14 protein-coding genes and 1 tRNA gene are annotated in these 15298 nt (G+C 50.1%); 10 read left to right on the forward strand and 5 right to left on the reverse strand.

Features of this window, described 5'->3' with window-relative positions; translation table 11 throughout:
* Positions 1-6: 6 nt before the first annotated feature.
* Together IYN85_RS15960 and IYN85_RS15965 are read right to left on the reverse strand one after the other, a co-directional pair.
* Positions 7-975 (reverse strand): hypothetical protein, encoded by a 969-nt coding sequence (locus IYN85_RS15960; RefSeq protein WP_196159918.1) that lies wholly within the window; start codon positions 973-975, stop codon positions 7-9.
* A gap of 751 nt (positions 976-1726) precedes the next feature.
* Positions 1727-1802 (reverse strand) — tRNA-Phe (locus tag IYN85_RS15965).
* 270 nt (positions 1803-2072) lie between these two features.
* Between IYN85_RS15965 and IYN85_RS15970 the strand changes: the two genes are divergently transcribed.
* The 4 genes from IYN85_RS15970 (at position 2073) to hisA (ending at position 6429) form a co-directional block, all read left to right on the forward strand.
* The gene (locus tag IYN85_RS15970) at positions 2073-2891 is read left to right on the forward strand and encodes a metallophosphoesterase (RefSeq protein WP_196159919.1); all 819 of its coding nucleotides are present in this window, start codon (positions 2073-2075) and stop codon (positions 2889-2891) included.
* A 63-nt stretch (positions 2892-2954) separates the two neighbouring features.
* Positions 2955-3956 carry a DUF1570 domain-containing protein gene (locus IYN85_RS15975; RefSeq protein WP_196159920.1) on the forward strand — a complete coding sequence of 334 codons (1002 nt, stop codon included), beginning with the start codon at positions 2955-2957 and terminating at the stop codon, positions 3954-3956.
* Positions 3957-3990: 34 nt separating this feature from the next.
* Positions 3991-5481 carry a DUF4153 domain-containing protein gene (locus IYN85_RS15980; RefSeq protein WP_196159921.1) on the forward strand — a complete coding sequence of 497 codons (1491 nt, stop codon included), beginning with the start codon at positions 3991-3993 and terminating at the stop codon, positions 5479-5481.
* Between the two features lie 183 nt (positions 5482-5664).
* Complete coding sequence (gene hisA, locus IYN85_RS15985) at positions 5665-6429, forward strand: phosphoribosylformimino-5-aminoimidazole carboxamide ribotide isomerase (RefSeq protein WP_196159922.1); 765 nt, start codon at positions 5665-5667, stop codon at positions 6427-6429.
* A 189-nt stretch (positions 6430-6618) separates the two neighbouring features.
* Here the strand turns inward: hisA and IYN85_RS15990 are convergent, their stop codons facing one another.
* Positions 6619-7353, reverse strand: a complete 735-nt coding sequence (locus tag IYN85_RS15990) for a hypothetical protein (protein ID WP_196159923.1) — start codon at positions 7351-7353, stop codon at positions 6619-6621.
* 100 nt (positions 7354-7453) lie between these two features.
* On the opposite strand from IYN85_RS15990, the gene IYN85_RS15995 reads away from it, so the two are divergent.
* Positions 7454-7996: a MarR family winged helix-turn-helix transcriptional regulator gene (locus IYN85_RS15995; protein WP_196159924.1), complete on the forward strand. Its 543-nt coding sequence runs from the start codon at positions 7454-7456 to the stop codon at positions 7994-7996.
* A 46-nt stretch (positions 7997-8042) separates the two neighbouring features.
* Here IYN85_RS15995 and IYN85_RS16000 read toward each other — a convergent pair whose 3' ends face one another.
* Positions 8043-9005 (reverse strand): RluA family pseudouridine synthase, encoded by a 963-nt coding sequence (locus IYN85_RS16000; RefSeq protein ID WP_196159925.1) that lies wholly within the window; start codon positions 9003-9005, stop codon positions 8043-8045.
* A 144-nt stretch (positions 9006-9149) separates the two neighbouring features.
* On the opposite strand from IYN85_RS16000, the gene IYN85_RS16005 reads away from it, so the two are divergent.
* From IYN85_RS16005 to IYN85_RS16025, 5 genes are all read left to right on the forward strand, one after another.
* Complete coding sequence (locus tag IYN85_RS16005; protein ID WP_196159926.1) at positions 9150-9902, forward strand: alpha/beta hydrolase family protein; 753 nt, start codon at positions 9150-9152, stop codon at positions 9900-9902.
* 129 nt (positions 9903-10031) lie between these two features.
* On the forward strand, positions 10032-11324 hold the full coding sequence (locus IYN85_RS16010) for an extracellular solute-binding protein (protein ID WP_196159927.1): 1293 nt from the start codon (positions 10032-10034) through the stop codon (positions 11322-11324).
* Positions 11325-11379: 55 nt separating this feature from the next.
* Positions 11380-12261, forward strand: coding sequence for an ABC transporter permease subunit (locus IYN85_RS16015; protein ID WP_196160161.1), 882 nt, complete (start codon positions 11380-11382; stop codon positions 12259-12261).
* A gap of 9 nt (positions 12262-12270) precedes the next feature.
* Positions 12271-13113 (forward strand): sn-glycerol-3-phosphate ABC transporter permease UgpE, encoded by an 843-nt coding sequence (gene ugpE / locus IYN85_RS16020; protein ID WP_196159928.1) that lies wholly within the window; start codon positions 12271-12273, stop codon positions 13111-13113.
* 9 nt (positions 13114-13122) lie between these two features.
* Complete coding sequence (locus IYN85_RS16025) at positions 13123-14187, forward strand: ABC transporter ATP-binding protein (RefSeq protein WP_196159929.1); 1065 nt, start codon at positions 13123-13125, stop codon at positions 14185-14187.
* Positions 14188-14214: 27 nt separating this feature from the next.
* Here IYN85_RS16025 and IYN85_RS16030 read toward each other — a convergent pair whose 3' ends face one another.
* On the reverse strand, positions 14215-15297 hold the full coding sequence (locus IYN85_RS16030; RefSeq protein WP_196159930.1) for a hypothetical protein: 1083 nt from the start codon (positions 15295-15297) through the stop codon (positions 14215-14217).
* Position 15298: the final 1 nt, after the last annotated feature.

Consider the following 15298-nt stretch of genomic DNA (forward strand, 5'->3'; position numbering starts at 1 on the left):
AAACCGTTAGTGCAAATGCGGTTCTAAAATAGTTATAAAACTTTGCTGTGATGCCAAAAGCAGGGTGTCGAAATAGGCTTTTGCTGCCGTTTCCCGGTTTGCGTTTATTTCATTTAAACCGAAGCTGAGTGCCAGGTGTTCGTGGTAAGCCTCTGGGTGTCTTGCTCGAAAACGCTCAGCAAATATATGAGGCTTGTGGTGCTCGGCTTCAAAGAGTTCCGTTGCTGTTTTCGCCAGCTCAAGGACCGGGTATCCCTCAGTGTAAAGGCGGGTTGGCATGGTGCTCGGGTTCGCAGGGGTCAGTAAGCCCAATTGAATGGAAAACAGGTTTTGAACCCGTTTTGGAACGTCCGCAATAGTCGGTTGCGCTGCTAATGCTTTAAACAACGCATCGGCCTTTAATTCAATAGCTTCTACTGTTTTTTGCCAATGCTCCTGTTGCACGGGTTCGCCGATTTGGTAGTTGATTTTGCTCGCACCGTGCAAGGGCAAACTGCCAGTATCGCCTGCGACTAAGTTTCCAGTCAGGGTTCCGTTGGTTTTGGTCTCAATGCGATAGGGCAGCGACACCGGCGAGCCATCGCCATAACGGTAACTGAGCTCAGCGAAATGTTTGGGGCGGGTATCGTCTACAGAGTGTGTTGGTTGCGAGTACTCCTCAACAGGCTGAACGTGTGCCCGCCTCAGTTCTATTCGAGGCGCAGCAGGCGTTGGCCCACTACTGCCTTCGCGTCTGCGTAACTCATAGACTTCCCCCGATAGGTTTTTGTCCGCACTTTTAATAAAGCGGAACTGCGACGGTGAGGTTTTAAGTACAAACAGTGTCCGTTTTCCAGACACCAGATTGACGTCATCATAGTCTTCAGGCAATTGCCAAGTGGCATGCCAGGATAAAGGGTTCAGCGAAACGCCTTGTTTGCGCAAAAAGTCCTTCACAGGCTGATGCAGAAGTTGAATATCCTTCGACTGCGCCATTGATAGATCCTTATCAAATGGAGGAGGGCGTATTCAACCGTTATTGGCATTGGTCTTCAATCAAAAGCCTCGCAAAGAGGGTTGCCGATGTTTCTATTTGCAAAGTTGATCACAAACTATGACAAACCTCGTAATTGGCCGTACTCATCCACCAAGGGGCAAGCTGATTGTCTGGTTAGTAAGTGGGTGTCGAGGTTGAAGGCTAGTTTTACATGCGGAGAGGACACTTGAGATTATCGATTTTACAGGCACAAAAAAGCCCGCATTTCTGCAGGCTTTCTCGTTTTGAATAGTGGCGGGTCACGCTGACTGCCCAGACGCGGACAATTTCGTCAGGAACGAATTTGCACGACCCGCAGGGAGCCCGAAGGGGAGCTACAAGGATGTAGCGAATAACTTAGGTGCCACCTTGGTCATGGCAGGGGGATTGATTTCTCCGTGCAAAAATAACAGGTACAAAAAAGCCCGCATTGCTGCGGGCTTTTTCGTTTTGAATAGTGGCGGGTCACGCTGACTGCCCAGACGGGGGATAACGGGGCCACCTTGGTCACGGCAGGGGGATCGATTTCTCCGTGCAAAAATAACAGGCACAAAAAAGCCCGCATCTCTGCAGGCTTTCTCGTTTTGAATAAGTGGTGCCCAGACGCGGGATAACGGGGCCACCTTGGTCACGGCAGGGGGATTGATTTCTCCGTGAAATAACAGGCACAAAAAAGCCCGCATTTCTGCAGGCTTTTTCGTTTTGAATGAGTGGTGCCCAGACGCGGAATCGAACCACGGACACGGGGATTTTCAGTCCCCTGCTCTACCGACTGAGCTATCTGGGCATGTTGTTCAGAGCAGTTGCCCCGTCAACGGATGCGTATTAAACGGATTTTGCTTTTGGTCGTCAACACCTTTTTTGCTAAATCTTTGATTTTTTTAACAAAATAATCAGATCGGTTGAATATTGATCGGCTCTGGATGCGTTTTGACCGCTATTTTTGCGACATCGATTAAGGCTTGTACAGACGTCAATGCGCTATAAGGCCGGGCGGACATGGTTTTGACATCACTTTTGGGCATTCTGTCCAAAACACCCAGACGAGGTCGCTGCCATGAAGCTTTTTATTTGTTCCGATTTGCATATTGATGCCTTAACCCCAGCCCAATACCGGAATTTCACTTTACCGCCGGCCGATGTATACCTGATTGCCGGTGACCATATGAACGGGGTGGTGGAATCGCATTATCGCTGGCTGATACAGAAAACCAACGGTATTCCAACCTACCTGACGATGGGCAATCACGATTATTACGGCCTGACCCGAGAGGATGCGATTAAACGGATTCGCCAATTGGTCTGGGGGTCTTCAATTCAATTGGTGTTCAACGAGTCCGTTTTATTGGCACCAGGCCTGCAGCTCTGGGCGTCGGATTTTTGGACGGATCTGGCGTTGACCGGGAATCGCGAGCGGGTGGTCGCCGCTTCCAGAGCCGTGTGGGATGATTTTGATGAAATTTATGTGCGGGAGGGTGCCGAGTTTCGATGCATGCGGACCGATGACATGGTGGCATGGCATCAGGCCGCGTTGGCGCAGTTTGTCGAATTTCAGGCGCAAACGGACGACGATATTCTGCTGATGAGTCACCACGGGTTATGCCCAGAAGCGCTAGCCAGAAATCTCATGGACGAACCGCTGACTGAGGTCGATGCGTTTTTTACCAGCGATGCGCGTGACCGTTTGTTGGGGCTGACCAATGCTCCATTGTTATTGATACATGGGCATGTGCATCGATATCACCGGACGCCATTAACAGCACGGACGACGGCATTCTGCAACCCGCGGGGCACCCACGGCACACTGCGTCAGACACTCGTTGAACTGGAATATACCGGTTCCCGTTGGCGGCTTATCGGCGAGCCAGATTACTGACAGGGCAGCGGGGGTTTGGTATCGTGGCGCGCAAATTATTTGCATGGTTAAGGGACTTTTTTCATGCGCTATCGTCTGACCTCTGTTTTTTTTCTCGCGTTCAGCAGTTCACTCATGAGTGCAGAGCACCCCACCACCGATGCTCACTATGAACAAGTGATCCGGGAAATGTGTGCCGCCAATCGCGCACCGGTTGCCCGAACCAAAGGTACCCAGATATTCAGTTGGACCGATGAACATGGTCAGGTCCATTTTGGCGATCGGCCGCCAGCCAATACCGATGTTCAACGTGAAACTCTGCAGGGGCGAAAAGACTATTTCGAGATGACGGTATCCTTTCCGTCCGGTGCCACGAACAGCGAGATAGGCGACGCGCTTCAGGTGAATGGTCACGCGATCGCCCAAGCCCTGAGTCGTCTCATTCCAGCCGAGCGCATGACTAAGTCCAGTATTGAAATGAAGGTGTTCAACAATCGCGTTGCGTTTATGCGGCATAAGCAGACCCTGGCTCCGGGGCTGTCGAATAATGTGGATGGTTTTTATTCCGCGCTGGATAACACGGTCGCGGTTTGGCATAACGGTAACGATGACTACGCCCAGCAAATAGCGTTGCACGAAGCCACACACGTTTTCCAGTACAAAAACATTGGCATGATGCCGGGATGGCTGACCGAGGGCATGGCGGATTATTTTGCCAGTCTGAGAGTGCAGGGCAGTGCGAAGGTTGTGCCAGTTAACCCCTATTGGCTCTGGTACCTGCAGCAACAACGGCAGATCATTCCTGTGCAGACATTGATGTCGGCCCATTACAGTCAGTTTCAGGGCAATGCTGGTGCTACCTATTATGCGAACTCCTGGGCATTGGTTTATTTTCTGATGCGACCGGAAAACAGACCATTGATGGAACGCTATCTGGCGGACGTGTCGCAAGATAAGTGTGACGATATGCCTGACGCGCACAGTGTGTCGTTCTTTGAACAGCATTACTCTGGTGGTATTGAAAAACTGCAACAGGACTGGATGCACTGGTTGGCTTCAAGTCACGACGTTCCGAATTATCATTAACATCGTAACCAACATCCGAAAGGTACCATTTGCCATGAACGAACCCCAAGACGCGTCTGTTGCTTACGACGACCAGCCCATTTATGTGAAACCACCGTTGCAATTAACGGCCTATGTTTTTTGTACTGCAACCCTGTTGGCGGTATTTGGCTATTGGGTGATGAATGGACACCAGCTTGCACTGGGCAAGACATTGTGGTTTTACAGTCTATTGGGCGCGGTGTATTGGTTTTCAGCGCAACGTAATAAAGCGTTGTTCGGTCTGGGTCTTTTGTTTGCGACGTTGCTCAGTTTCAGGGCGTCGGAAGTGCTGAATGTCATCAACAGTTGGGCGGTCATTCTGGTGTTGTTTTATATGGCAGCACAGCCAACATTGCTGGCTTTACGAAACAGTTCGCTGATTGCTTTCCTGGCCAATATTCGGATTTTTTCCTGGATAGCTGCCCCGATCTTGTTTGTATTCAGCGATGTGAACTGGAGTGCGCTTCGGGAAAATAAGGGGCGAATGTCCTGGTTGCCTGCGGTGTTTCGCATCCTGGTTATCGGTATACCGGTGCTTTTTGTTTTTCTGATGTTATTCATGTCTGCGGATGCGCTGTACGCAAAAATGGTGTCTGACATAGCCAGCCATTTGTTCGATATTTCGTGGAACTTAGAAACCGGTGTGCAAGTGGGTTTTTATGGTTTTTTGAGCTTGGCGTTTATACGGATGACTGCGTTTGGGAGCCGCTGGCATCAATCTGATTTGCCGGTTCCCAGTGTTCTGCGATTCGGTTTGATTGAAGTGATTGTTCTTTATGGTTTGCTGATTGCGTTGTTTGTCAGTTTTATCGTTGTGCAATTTGAATATTTTTTTGGTGGCAAAGACATTATCAACACGGTGAAGAATCTGACCTATTCGGAATACGCGCGCAGCGGTTTCTTTGAACTCGTGTTAGTGGTGGTTTTATTGCAAATGACGTTGCTGGTGGGATTTTGGATATGCCGGCGAGCGGAACCAAAAGTAGAGTACGCATTTCGCATACTGGGCTTGTGCTTAATTGCGCTGTCCTCTGTCGTATTTTATTCAGCCCTAATGCGCATGGCGTTGTACGTGGAAACCTATGGGCTGACCGAACTGCGGTTCTATGCCACCGCGTTTATGCTTTGGTTGATCGTGAGTATGCTGGTGTTTGCCGCTCATGTATGGGTTCGCAACAGCGACTGGTTCCCGTCGGTCTATGCCGGTTCCTTTGTCGCCTTTCTGGTTTTACTCAATGTGGTAAATCCCGATGGCTGGATTGCAAAACGGAATGTGAGTCTGGATATACCGGTTACCTATAGAGACTATGAGTACACTACGCAATTGAGCAGCGATGCATTCCCGCAGATGAGTAAAGTGTTCGATCAGCTCACTGTCTCTGAGCAAACCTCAATTTTGAATGCGAAAAAGGTCATCATAACCGATAACGCGAACGCCGGTTGGCGCGCCTGGAATGTCAGCCGTTGGCGCGCGTCGAATTTGTTCCAGAGCAATTCTGAATAATTGCCATCTACCTCAGCGGGAATGCACATCCGCAAATTTCGAGGCTAGTTCGGCAAGTGATTTTCATTGTCTTGGCAAAGTCCCTAGCAAATCCGCAATAGTTTGTTGCGGGTTTCACCACCTGACACCGCAACCCTAAAACCCTATACTACCCTCCGTTATTTTCCAACTCAGGAACCTGCTGTGACCCATTTCCGGCCCTGTATCGACCTACACCAAGGCAGTGTTAAACAAATTGTTGGCGGCAGCCTGAATGACTCCGGGGCAACCACCAATTTTGTCAGCGAGTACGACGCCGCTTACTACGCCGAGTTGTATCGCAAACACAGTCTCACCGGCGGGCATGTTATTGCCTTGGGACCAGGCAATGAGGCTGAGGTTAGGAAAGCGCTGCAGGCGTGGCCACAGGGTTTGCAGTACGGTGGCGGTGTTCAGGTTGAAAATGCTGCCGACTTTCTGAGCATGGGGGCCAGTCACGTGATTGTCACCTCGGCGCTGTTTGACGGTGCGGCGTTCAGTTTTAAAAAGCTCGAAGCCTTTAAAGCCGAGGTGGGTGCAGATCGTTTGGTGTTGGATCTCAGTTGCCGTAAGCAGGGCGATAGTTGGTTTATAGCGACCAATCGTTGGCAAACGGTGACGACCATGGAAGTTAACGAAGAAAACCTTCGCGAGCTGGCCAGTCATTGCGCTGAGTTTCTGATCCACGCGGCGGACGTCGAAGGCCTGCAAAGCGGTATCGATGAAAACCTGGTCTCGTTACTTGGCAACGTTGCAACATTGCCGGTCACTTACGCCGGCGGCGCGCGTCATTTGGCCGATCTGAAACGCGTACATGAACTCTCCAACGGTAAGGTCGATTTAACCATTGGCAGTGCACTGGATATCTTCGGCGGCAAGGGCGTGACTCTGAATGAATGTATTCAATGGAATCAGCAAGGTAAGAGCTGAACGAAACGGCCGAGTGCCGTACACCTCATAGAAATATCAGTGCAACCATGTCACAGAGTGGGGCAAATGCCGCAGTTGCTATAGACCTTCGCATAACTCTTTGCCGCACGGTAAAACAACGTGTGGGTTGTATCACCAAAAAAAGGTGAGCGTCATGTTCACCTTTGTTTGTTTCTGGGCCTTGGGCTTTTAATCAATGGTTGCAGGTAAACTTAAGTCACCCGATGCCACATCAAAAACATTCACAACGCACAGTAAAGGGTCGTGCGCACTGGCGTTTACCCGCAGTCCCGCTGTCACGGCGTCGTAACGGCCATCTACTGTGTCTGCTGATCCCATCAGCGGTACCGTCACCGCGACGGTTTGCTCGGTGAGCACCGGTGAGTAGCCGGGGCTGTCCAGTAAAATAGGCAGGCCGGGCCAGGTAAGCGGCAGAGTCGGCGTTGCGTCGGTTGGAATGTCTGCCACTTTCAGGGCGCCTGCTCCGCATTGTTCGTCCGGCACTAACACGACCCAATGTGAATGCCACAAGGCGCCATCGTTAGCCAGGTTGCCATCTGCGTTCTCATCAAACAGCGGGGTATCGTCGAAATCCGGATGTGCCGTGACCGCCATAGCCAGAATCCCCTGATCCGCGTCAAACCCCACCATGGCGGTATTCAGCGTGGTTGGCCAAACATAGGAAAAAACATCACTGCCCGCCAGGGCTCCAGTCGCTGACGGGACTTGGCGGCCCGCCTGACCGGAAACCCGCATGTGAAAGGTCAGCGTATTGTTTTGCCGGGTAATGTTGGCGTGAACGATGTCAAAAGCAGTGTCAATCTGATCATTTTTAGCTGCAATTAAATCATGGGCACCCGCCGGTAGAGAAAGGGCGGTTAGGCAGCAGGCCGTTAATCGACCGAGTAAGGTTACTGATTTCATGGTATTTCTTTCCTTGGTTATGGTTTCGTATCGAAACTATTTGCATTATCAGCAGATTTTTTGTGTTGTCAAATTAGTTTTGATTCGATACTGTTCTGCCATGACAAACGAAACGACACTCTGGATAGAAAGACTGGCATTGCTGCACAAGAGTCAAATGCGCAAAGCGGCGAGTCAGGAAGGGCTGCAATTAGTGCATGTTGATGCGCTGCAATATTTTGCGCTCTGTAACCGATACTCGAATACGGCTCAGGCGCTGACGCTCTATTTGGGGCAAACCAAAGGCAGCATTTCCCAAAGTTTGAAATTAATGACAGAGCTGGGTTTTTTGGAACGTCGGAATGATGCGAACGATAAACGAGTCACGCGGTTGTTTCTGACGCCTGCGGGCCAGCAGTGTCTTGAGCGCATTCGGCAAAACTTTGCGCCGAATGTCAGTGATGATCGGTCCACGGCCCAGGTGTTGGCCAACTTATTGAAAGACCTGCAGCGCACGCAAGCGCTGGTAGGTTTCGGGATGTGCAAAAGCTGCCGTCATAATCGCACACTCGATGACGGTCGGTTTCAGTGTGGTTTGACTCAGGAACCCTTAACCGAGAGCGATGTGCAACTGATCTGTGTGGAACACGAGTTCGCTGGCTAACGACGTGGGCGGCGGTTGCCGTTTGCCTTTCGTGTTTGCAATAGTGCTAAGCGTTGCGTTCCCACAGGTTGTGCTCTTGTACGAAGCTTTGCCAGGCGTCTGGGAAGTCGCTTCGCGCCAGTTCAATTTTCGCCTTTTCAGTGTCACCCATCGTTAACCCGAGTTGGCAAGCGACCAACAGATGATGCGGGGTTTGTAACCGACTGATGTCGCCTTCTGAGATGTTGTCGTCCAGCCGATTCAGAAAAAACTCACCGTTATGCGCATAGATTTTGTCACCGACAATCGGGTGACCCAAGTGAGCTAACTGCGCACGAAGCTGATGTTTTCGGCCCGTGAACAGCTCGCATTCAATAGCGGAGTACTCGCCACTGCTGCTTAAAACCCGAAATCTGGTGGTGCTGAGTTTGCCGTTTTCGTTTTCATCTACAACGTACATCTTGCATCGGATCGCGCTGTCAGGCCGGGTATTCAATCGGCAACTGAAGGTGAGGTCAGCCCAGTCTGGCTGTCCATACACGATTGCGTGATAGACCTTGGTTTCCAGTAATGCCTGAAACCGGGGTTGCCAGAGTTGGGCATCGTGGCGGTTTTTTGCAAAGACCATTAAACCAGCGGTTTCCTGATCCAACCGATGCAACGGTTGCGCGTCTGGCCACGGGCTGTCACGCCGAATTAACGCCGTGAGTGTGTTGTGAATATTGCGGGTGGTTCGGTGCACGGGCAGTTGCGCGGGTTTGTTGACGACGAGTAACTGATCGTTCTCCCAGCAGATATGCCAGTTCAGGTTGACGGGTTCCTCTTGATAATCCCGCACTACAATGCGCAACTCTGTGCCAGGCGTGAGTTCGGGGTTCCCGTTTACCGGTTGGTTATCCACCAAAATCGGAAAGACCAGGGCGTCGTTCCAGGACAGCACGTTCAGAAAAGGAAACTGTGCACTCAGAAACGTGTGTAAATCCATGCCGAGGTGTTTTTCAGAAACACGAAAAGAAAAGGTGGTGTCCAAGAGGTGTCTACTGTTGTCAGATGCGCCGCCAGAGTTTGGCACAATTGGGCGTCAGTTGCATGGGCTTTGATTGATTTGAGGGTTTTTGAATCTTCTGGTGTGCGGTATTCTCGGGGCTTCTGATGTCATGAAAGGAATGCGCCAGTGGCGGTAGCTAAAATTAATCTGTACAGCGAAAGTCTCGGTACCGTGCAAGACGTGAATGTGATTTTACCCAAACCTGAGCACATCCGGCACAGTGCGGTACTGTATCTGTTGCATGGCTTACTGGATGGGCACGAAACCTGGCTGCAACGGACCCGATTACTCGATTATGCAGAGCGTTATAAGCTGGTCGTGGTGATGCCCAACGCCCAGCGCAGCTTTTACGCTGATCAAGCCTCCGGTTATGCGTGGCGAACCTGGATCGAATCCGAATTACCTCAGATGATCGAGCAGTGGCTGGCAGTCGGTGACAAGGTGCCCCGGCACATTGCCGGGTTATCCATGGGCGGATACGGCGCTATGAAACTGGGCTTGTCGCAACCGTCTCGGTTCATCAGTGTGGCCAGCTTCTCCGGCGTGCTGGATCTCGCCGGTATTGCACCCTATGCGGAGTTGAATGGCGTATTGAATGATCTGGAACTGTCTTTCGGTGAGCTGGCGGCGATTCCTCAGTCAAAAGACGATCTGCTAACCTTACTGGACCAGCCAACACTGCCGTACCTGTATGTCTCTTGTGGTTTGCAAGATTCGTTGTTAATGGGCAATCGGACTTTTCATGAGGCATTAAAGCAACGACATGAAAAATTTGATTATCTAGAAATGCCCGGAGATCACAGTTGGTCACTTTGGGACGTCAATATCGAAGCCTATCTGTCGAAACTGGAATCTTTAGCGTTGCTGAATGAGGGTTAACCTCGCTCATCTGATTGACACATTTCTGCAACAGCCTTGTCATACAAGGCTGATTTAATCCTTCCGTCACTGAGAACGACATCTAAAAAAAACGGATGTCCATAACAACAGAATCAGGAAGGAAAAATCATGATCAAACAAACTTTGGGAACATTGGCGTTGTCTGCCATGGCTCTGCAATCTTTCGCGACGACCGACATTGAATGGTGGCACGCCATGGGCGGTGCGCTGGGTGAAACCGTGAATACCATGGCGGAAGAATTTAATGCGTCACAAACGGATTACCGTATCACGCCGGTGTTTAAAGGCAGCTATGAAGAAACCATGACCGCCGGTATTTCAGCTTTCCGTGCCGGTGAAGCGCCTCACATTATTCAGATATTCGACGCCGGTGCCGCGACCATTATTAATGCCAAAGGCGCGGCTGTTCCCGTTCAGACGGTCATGGAAAAAGCGGGTTACGATTTCGATATAAATGATTACATATCCGGGGTCCGGTATTTCTATGCCGACGCCAACGACACCATGGTCGGTATGCCGTTTAATGCCTCGACTCCGGTCTTGTATTACAACAAGGCCCTGTTGGCCGAAGCGGGCGTTGAGCCTCCGGCGACATGGGAAGAGTTCGAAACAGTCGCCAGCAAACTTAAAGCCAATGGTCACGCAGCGCTTTCGCAATCGCACACACCTTGGATCTTTTTCGAGAATTTCCATTCTCGTCACAACCTGCAGTTAACGGATGCCGACAATGGTTTCAGTGGTCTACCAACAAAGCTAATGTACAACAATAAAGACCTGAGTATGCACTTGAGTAAAGTGAAAGAATGGAAAGACAAAGGTTTTTATAACTACTACGGCAGCGCATGGGGTGATAATCAGACGCCTTTTGAAAAGCAGGAAGTGGCCATGTGGTTAGGTTCGTCCGGTTCTTTTGGTGGTCTGAAACAAGCGGCGGATTTCGACTTCGGAACCACCTACCTGCCTTATTGGAAAAGTGTGAATGAGAATGCCGGTTCAACCTTCATCGGCGGCGCTGCGTTGTTTGCCATGAACGGACATACCGACGAAGAATACAAAGCGGTCGCAGCATTCTTCCATTATTTGACGCTGCCGGAAACACAGTATTTTTGGCATGAACAAACCGGTTATGTCCCTATCACCGAAGCGGCTTACGAGTTGGCCAAAGAAGACGGATACTACATTGCCAATCCGGATGCAGAAGTGGGCGTTAAGCAATTGAGTCTGGCCTCTGGCGAATGGACGAAAGGGTATCGTATGGGCTTCTATGTGCAAACACGTGAAACCATCTATCGGGAAATGGACCGTCTTATGGCTGGCGAAACCACCGTTAAAAAAGCCTTGCAAGCAATCGTGAAAGACGGCAACGACAATCTGAAACGATTTGCACGTACGGTAAAGTGAACGTTGTTATCTGGGTGGGGTTACCCACCCAGAATGTGGTAAGGAACAGATTGTGTTGTTAAAACGAGTTCATTTTTCCGGGAGCCCAATTCCCTATATTTTTATAGTGCCGCAATTGTTGATTATTGCGGTTTTTTTCTTTTGGCCTGCCTGTCAGGCTGTTTATCTCAGCTTTATGTTGGAGGACCCTTGGGGTCTGTCCAGCACGTTTGTCTGGTTTGAAAACTATCAGGTTTTATTCAGCTCTGCCGAGTATCTGTCGACTACGTTGTTTACGTTGGTCTATTGCGCGCTGGTTGTGTTTTTCTCGCTTGGGCTGGCTCTGTTACTGGCGGTCAAGGCCAATTCGGTTATTCACGGGCAGTCGGCTTACCGATTGTTACTGACCTGGGTGTACGCCGTTGCACCAGCCGTGGCAGGTATTACCGCGTACTTTCTGTTTAACCGGCACATAGGTGTTCTGTTTCAGTGGATCACGCAAACCGGTTGGGCGTTCGCACCGGAAACCAATGCCTTCGATGCCAGTGTTATGTTGGTCTTGGTGTCGGTATGGAAACAGGTGCCAGTTAACTTTGTGTTTTTTCTGGCAGGCTTGCAGGGAATTTCAAAGTCCCTTCGAGAAGCCGCGCAGCTCGACTGTGCCAGCGGTTTCCGACGCTTTTGGACAATCACCTTTCCATTGCTGGCGCCAACGGCATTTTTCCTGATGGTGATTAACATCACGTACGCCTTTTTTGACACCTTTGGGCTGATCGACACGCTGACACAAGGGCGACCCGGAGGCGCGACCACCACGATGGTCTACAAGGTGTTTCAGGATGGCTTTCTAGGGGCTGACCTGGGCTTGAGTTCGGCACAGTCGGTGGTCCTGATGGTTCTGGTGTTGCTTTTGACGGTCTTTCAATTTCTTTTTGTTGAACGACGCGTTCACTACTGAGAGGGTTTTATGCAACGAGCATCTGTATTCGATCACCTGATTTTGTGGGCGGGTGTGATTTTTCTCTTGTTTCCGGTTTGGATGTTGTTTGCCAGTTCGACGCATTCAGTTGAAAACATCGTTCGTGACGGGTTGCAGTTTTTGCCGGGCGGGAACGGTTTTGAGGCGTATAAAACAGCGCTGACATCGGCTTCGGGGTTTACCGACACCGCCACTGGGCTGCGTATGATGATGAATTCGCTGATCATGGGGTTGGGTTTTGCCATCGGTAAAATAGTCATATCCATGTGTGCTGCCTATGCCTTGGTGTATTTCCGTTTACCCTTTGCCACGTTTTGGTTTTGGCTGATTTTCAGCACGCTGCTGTTGCCATTGGAAGTACGTATTGTGCCGTCCTATGAGGTGGTCAGCCAGTTGGGATTGTTGAATTCCTATACCGGGTTGATATTGCCACTTATCGCTTCGGCCACCGCGACGTTTTATTTTCAGCAATTTTATAAAACGGTACCGGATGAACTTCTGGAAGCGGCGCAGTTAGATAACGCCAACGCTTGGCGGTTTTTTAAAGATATTCTGGTGCCGTTGTCCAGAACCATGATGGCGGCCATGTTTATCATTATGTTTGTCGTGGGTTGGAATCAGTATCTGTGGCCTTTGATGATGACCACAGAAGAATCCTATTACACCATTGTGATGGGTATAAAAAATATTTTAAGCGTGGTTCGCGAAGGTCGCGTACCGCAATACAACGTCGCGTTTGCCATGGTGATGTTGGCGATGTTACCCCCGGTCGCCGTGGTGGTATTTTTTCAGCGTTGGTTTATCCAGGGCTTAGTTGAAAGTGAAAAATAAGGTGTCAACATGGGTGCATTGCGCTTAACCAATATTCATAAAACTTACGCGAACGGTCATCAGGCTGTGCGCGGTATTAACATAGAAATCGAAAAAGGCGAGTTTCTGGTGTTGGTCGGTCCTTCCGGCTGTGGAAAATCGACTTTGTTGCGGACAATTGCCGGTTTGGAAGCCATCAGCGAAGGTGAGATTCATATTGCCGGGCAACGCGTGGATACTGAAGCGCCTGCGAAACGCGATATCGCGATGGTGTTCCAAAATTATGCGCTGTATCCACATATGACGGTGTACAAGAACATGGCGTATGGGTTACATAACCGAGGCGTGGACAAACAAACCATTGATCAGAAAGTGAAACATGCCGCCGGGCTCTTGAAGCTGACGGATTATCTGCACCGAAAACCCAGTCAGTTGTCGGGTGGTCAACGCCAGCGAGTCGCAATGGGCCGCGCTATTGTGCGTGATCCACAGGCTTTTTTGTTCGACGAACCCCTGTCAAACTTAGATGCGAAGTTGCGGGTACAAATGCGCAATGAAATTAAAACATTGCAACGCTCGTTGGGCACAACATCGGTGTATGTCACTCACGACCAAACGGAAGCCATGACCCTGGCTGATCGTCTGGCGGTGGTTAATGCCGGAGTGATTGAACAAATGGGCTCGCCGATGGAAATCTATGAACGGCCGCAGACGGTTTTTGTGGCAGGGTTTATTGGATCACCGGCGATGAATTTCTTAACCGGTCGTTTGCATAACGGGCGCCTGGAAATCGGCGAACTGAGCATTGTGTTACAACAGCCGCCGAGGTTCGACGGCGAGGTCATTGTGGGTTTGCGACCAGAGCATCTGTACCGCCAAGCCGAACATGCGTTTTCCTTGCCCTTTCAGATTGAAGTGCTGGAACCGTTGGGTGCAGACACTCTGGTGTGGGGTCATGTATCAGGCGTGCAAGAAACAGTGGTGGCGCGGTTGAGCCGAGCTTACCCAGCGGATGCGCCAAGGACTTTAACGCTGTACTTCAATGAAGCTGAATTGCATCTGTTTGATGCCGCAACTGAACAGCGTCTGAGTTGATCGATGGCAACGCCAATGAATTTAATGCTAACGGAACGTCAGTAACCGGACGAATTCCAGTTTGCGGAAATAGTCCAGTTCAACCAGATCGGTTGGCTGGACTAGTTCGGGACGCTTTTCAAAATAGGCCACGCCAGTTTTTTTGAGCAAACTGTAGACAAACTGAGAACAGAACATGATGTTAGGGCGGTGAGAATATTTAAACACCAGACCGATCAGATTGTAGGCAGAACCTTCGCTGTTTATGTCGCGCACAATGTCCAGCATGGCCTGCTTTTGTTCTCGGGTCACACTCAGGCGGTATACACCGATACTGGCGTCTTCTTTCTTGTTGAAAAACTCAATCATCTCTGCATTCAAACCGGGCGGATACACTTTTTCACCGCCGTTGTAAGAAATGATGGTGTCCAACTGTTCATCGAATGAAATCGATACATGGTTGAATTGTTTGCGGGTAAATACGCCGATAAGTTCACTGGCTGCACTTCCGGTGTTGGACACAACGATATAAATATAGGGGTCTTCGAGAGCTTTCTCTGCCTGCGCAAAATAGGCCTCCGTTAAACTGCCGTTATTGATGTATTCGAAGGAGTTGTTACGTGGCAGGTCGTTTGCGAGCTCGCGAATATTGTCACTGGACAGTGTGCCTTTTAACTTACTGACCGCATTATGAATGCTTTGTGCGGTTTCTCGGGTTTGGTTAAATCGCGCGTAGCTTAAGGTGCCTGCTTCCTGAACTGAGGGTACGGCAAATACAGTATGGTTGGTGACAGTGGTTATCCGCTCCAGAATGAACGGCGACAGGATCAACACAATGCCACTTATGCGGGCCAGCCAGTATTTCAGCCCTTGGTCGTCGGTGCTGAAAATAACCAATTCGAAACTGGTGAACTCCAGCACAAACAGCAGGACGTAAGTAATTATGAGTCCGGTCTTCAACCGTTTACGGGAGTAGATATTGAGTGCTCGTACAACCGCAAAACAGAAGACTGTTAATGAGGCCAGCGCATAGAGTTCGTAAGTTCCGAACACCAGCAGGTAGACACCAATAAAAAGTATGAACAGAACAGAAAGCGAAGAGTAGTGTAACCAGTTGGTCAGTCGGTTCATG

It is taken from the genome of Reinekea sp. G2M2-21 (assembly GCF_015687175.1).
Classification (GTDB): Bacteria; Pseudomonadota; Gammaproteobacteria; order Pseudomonadales; family Natronospirillaceae; genus Reinekea.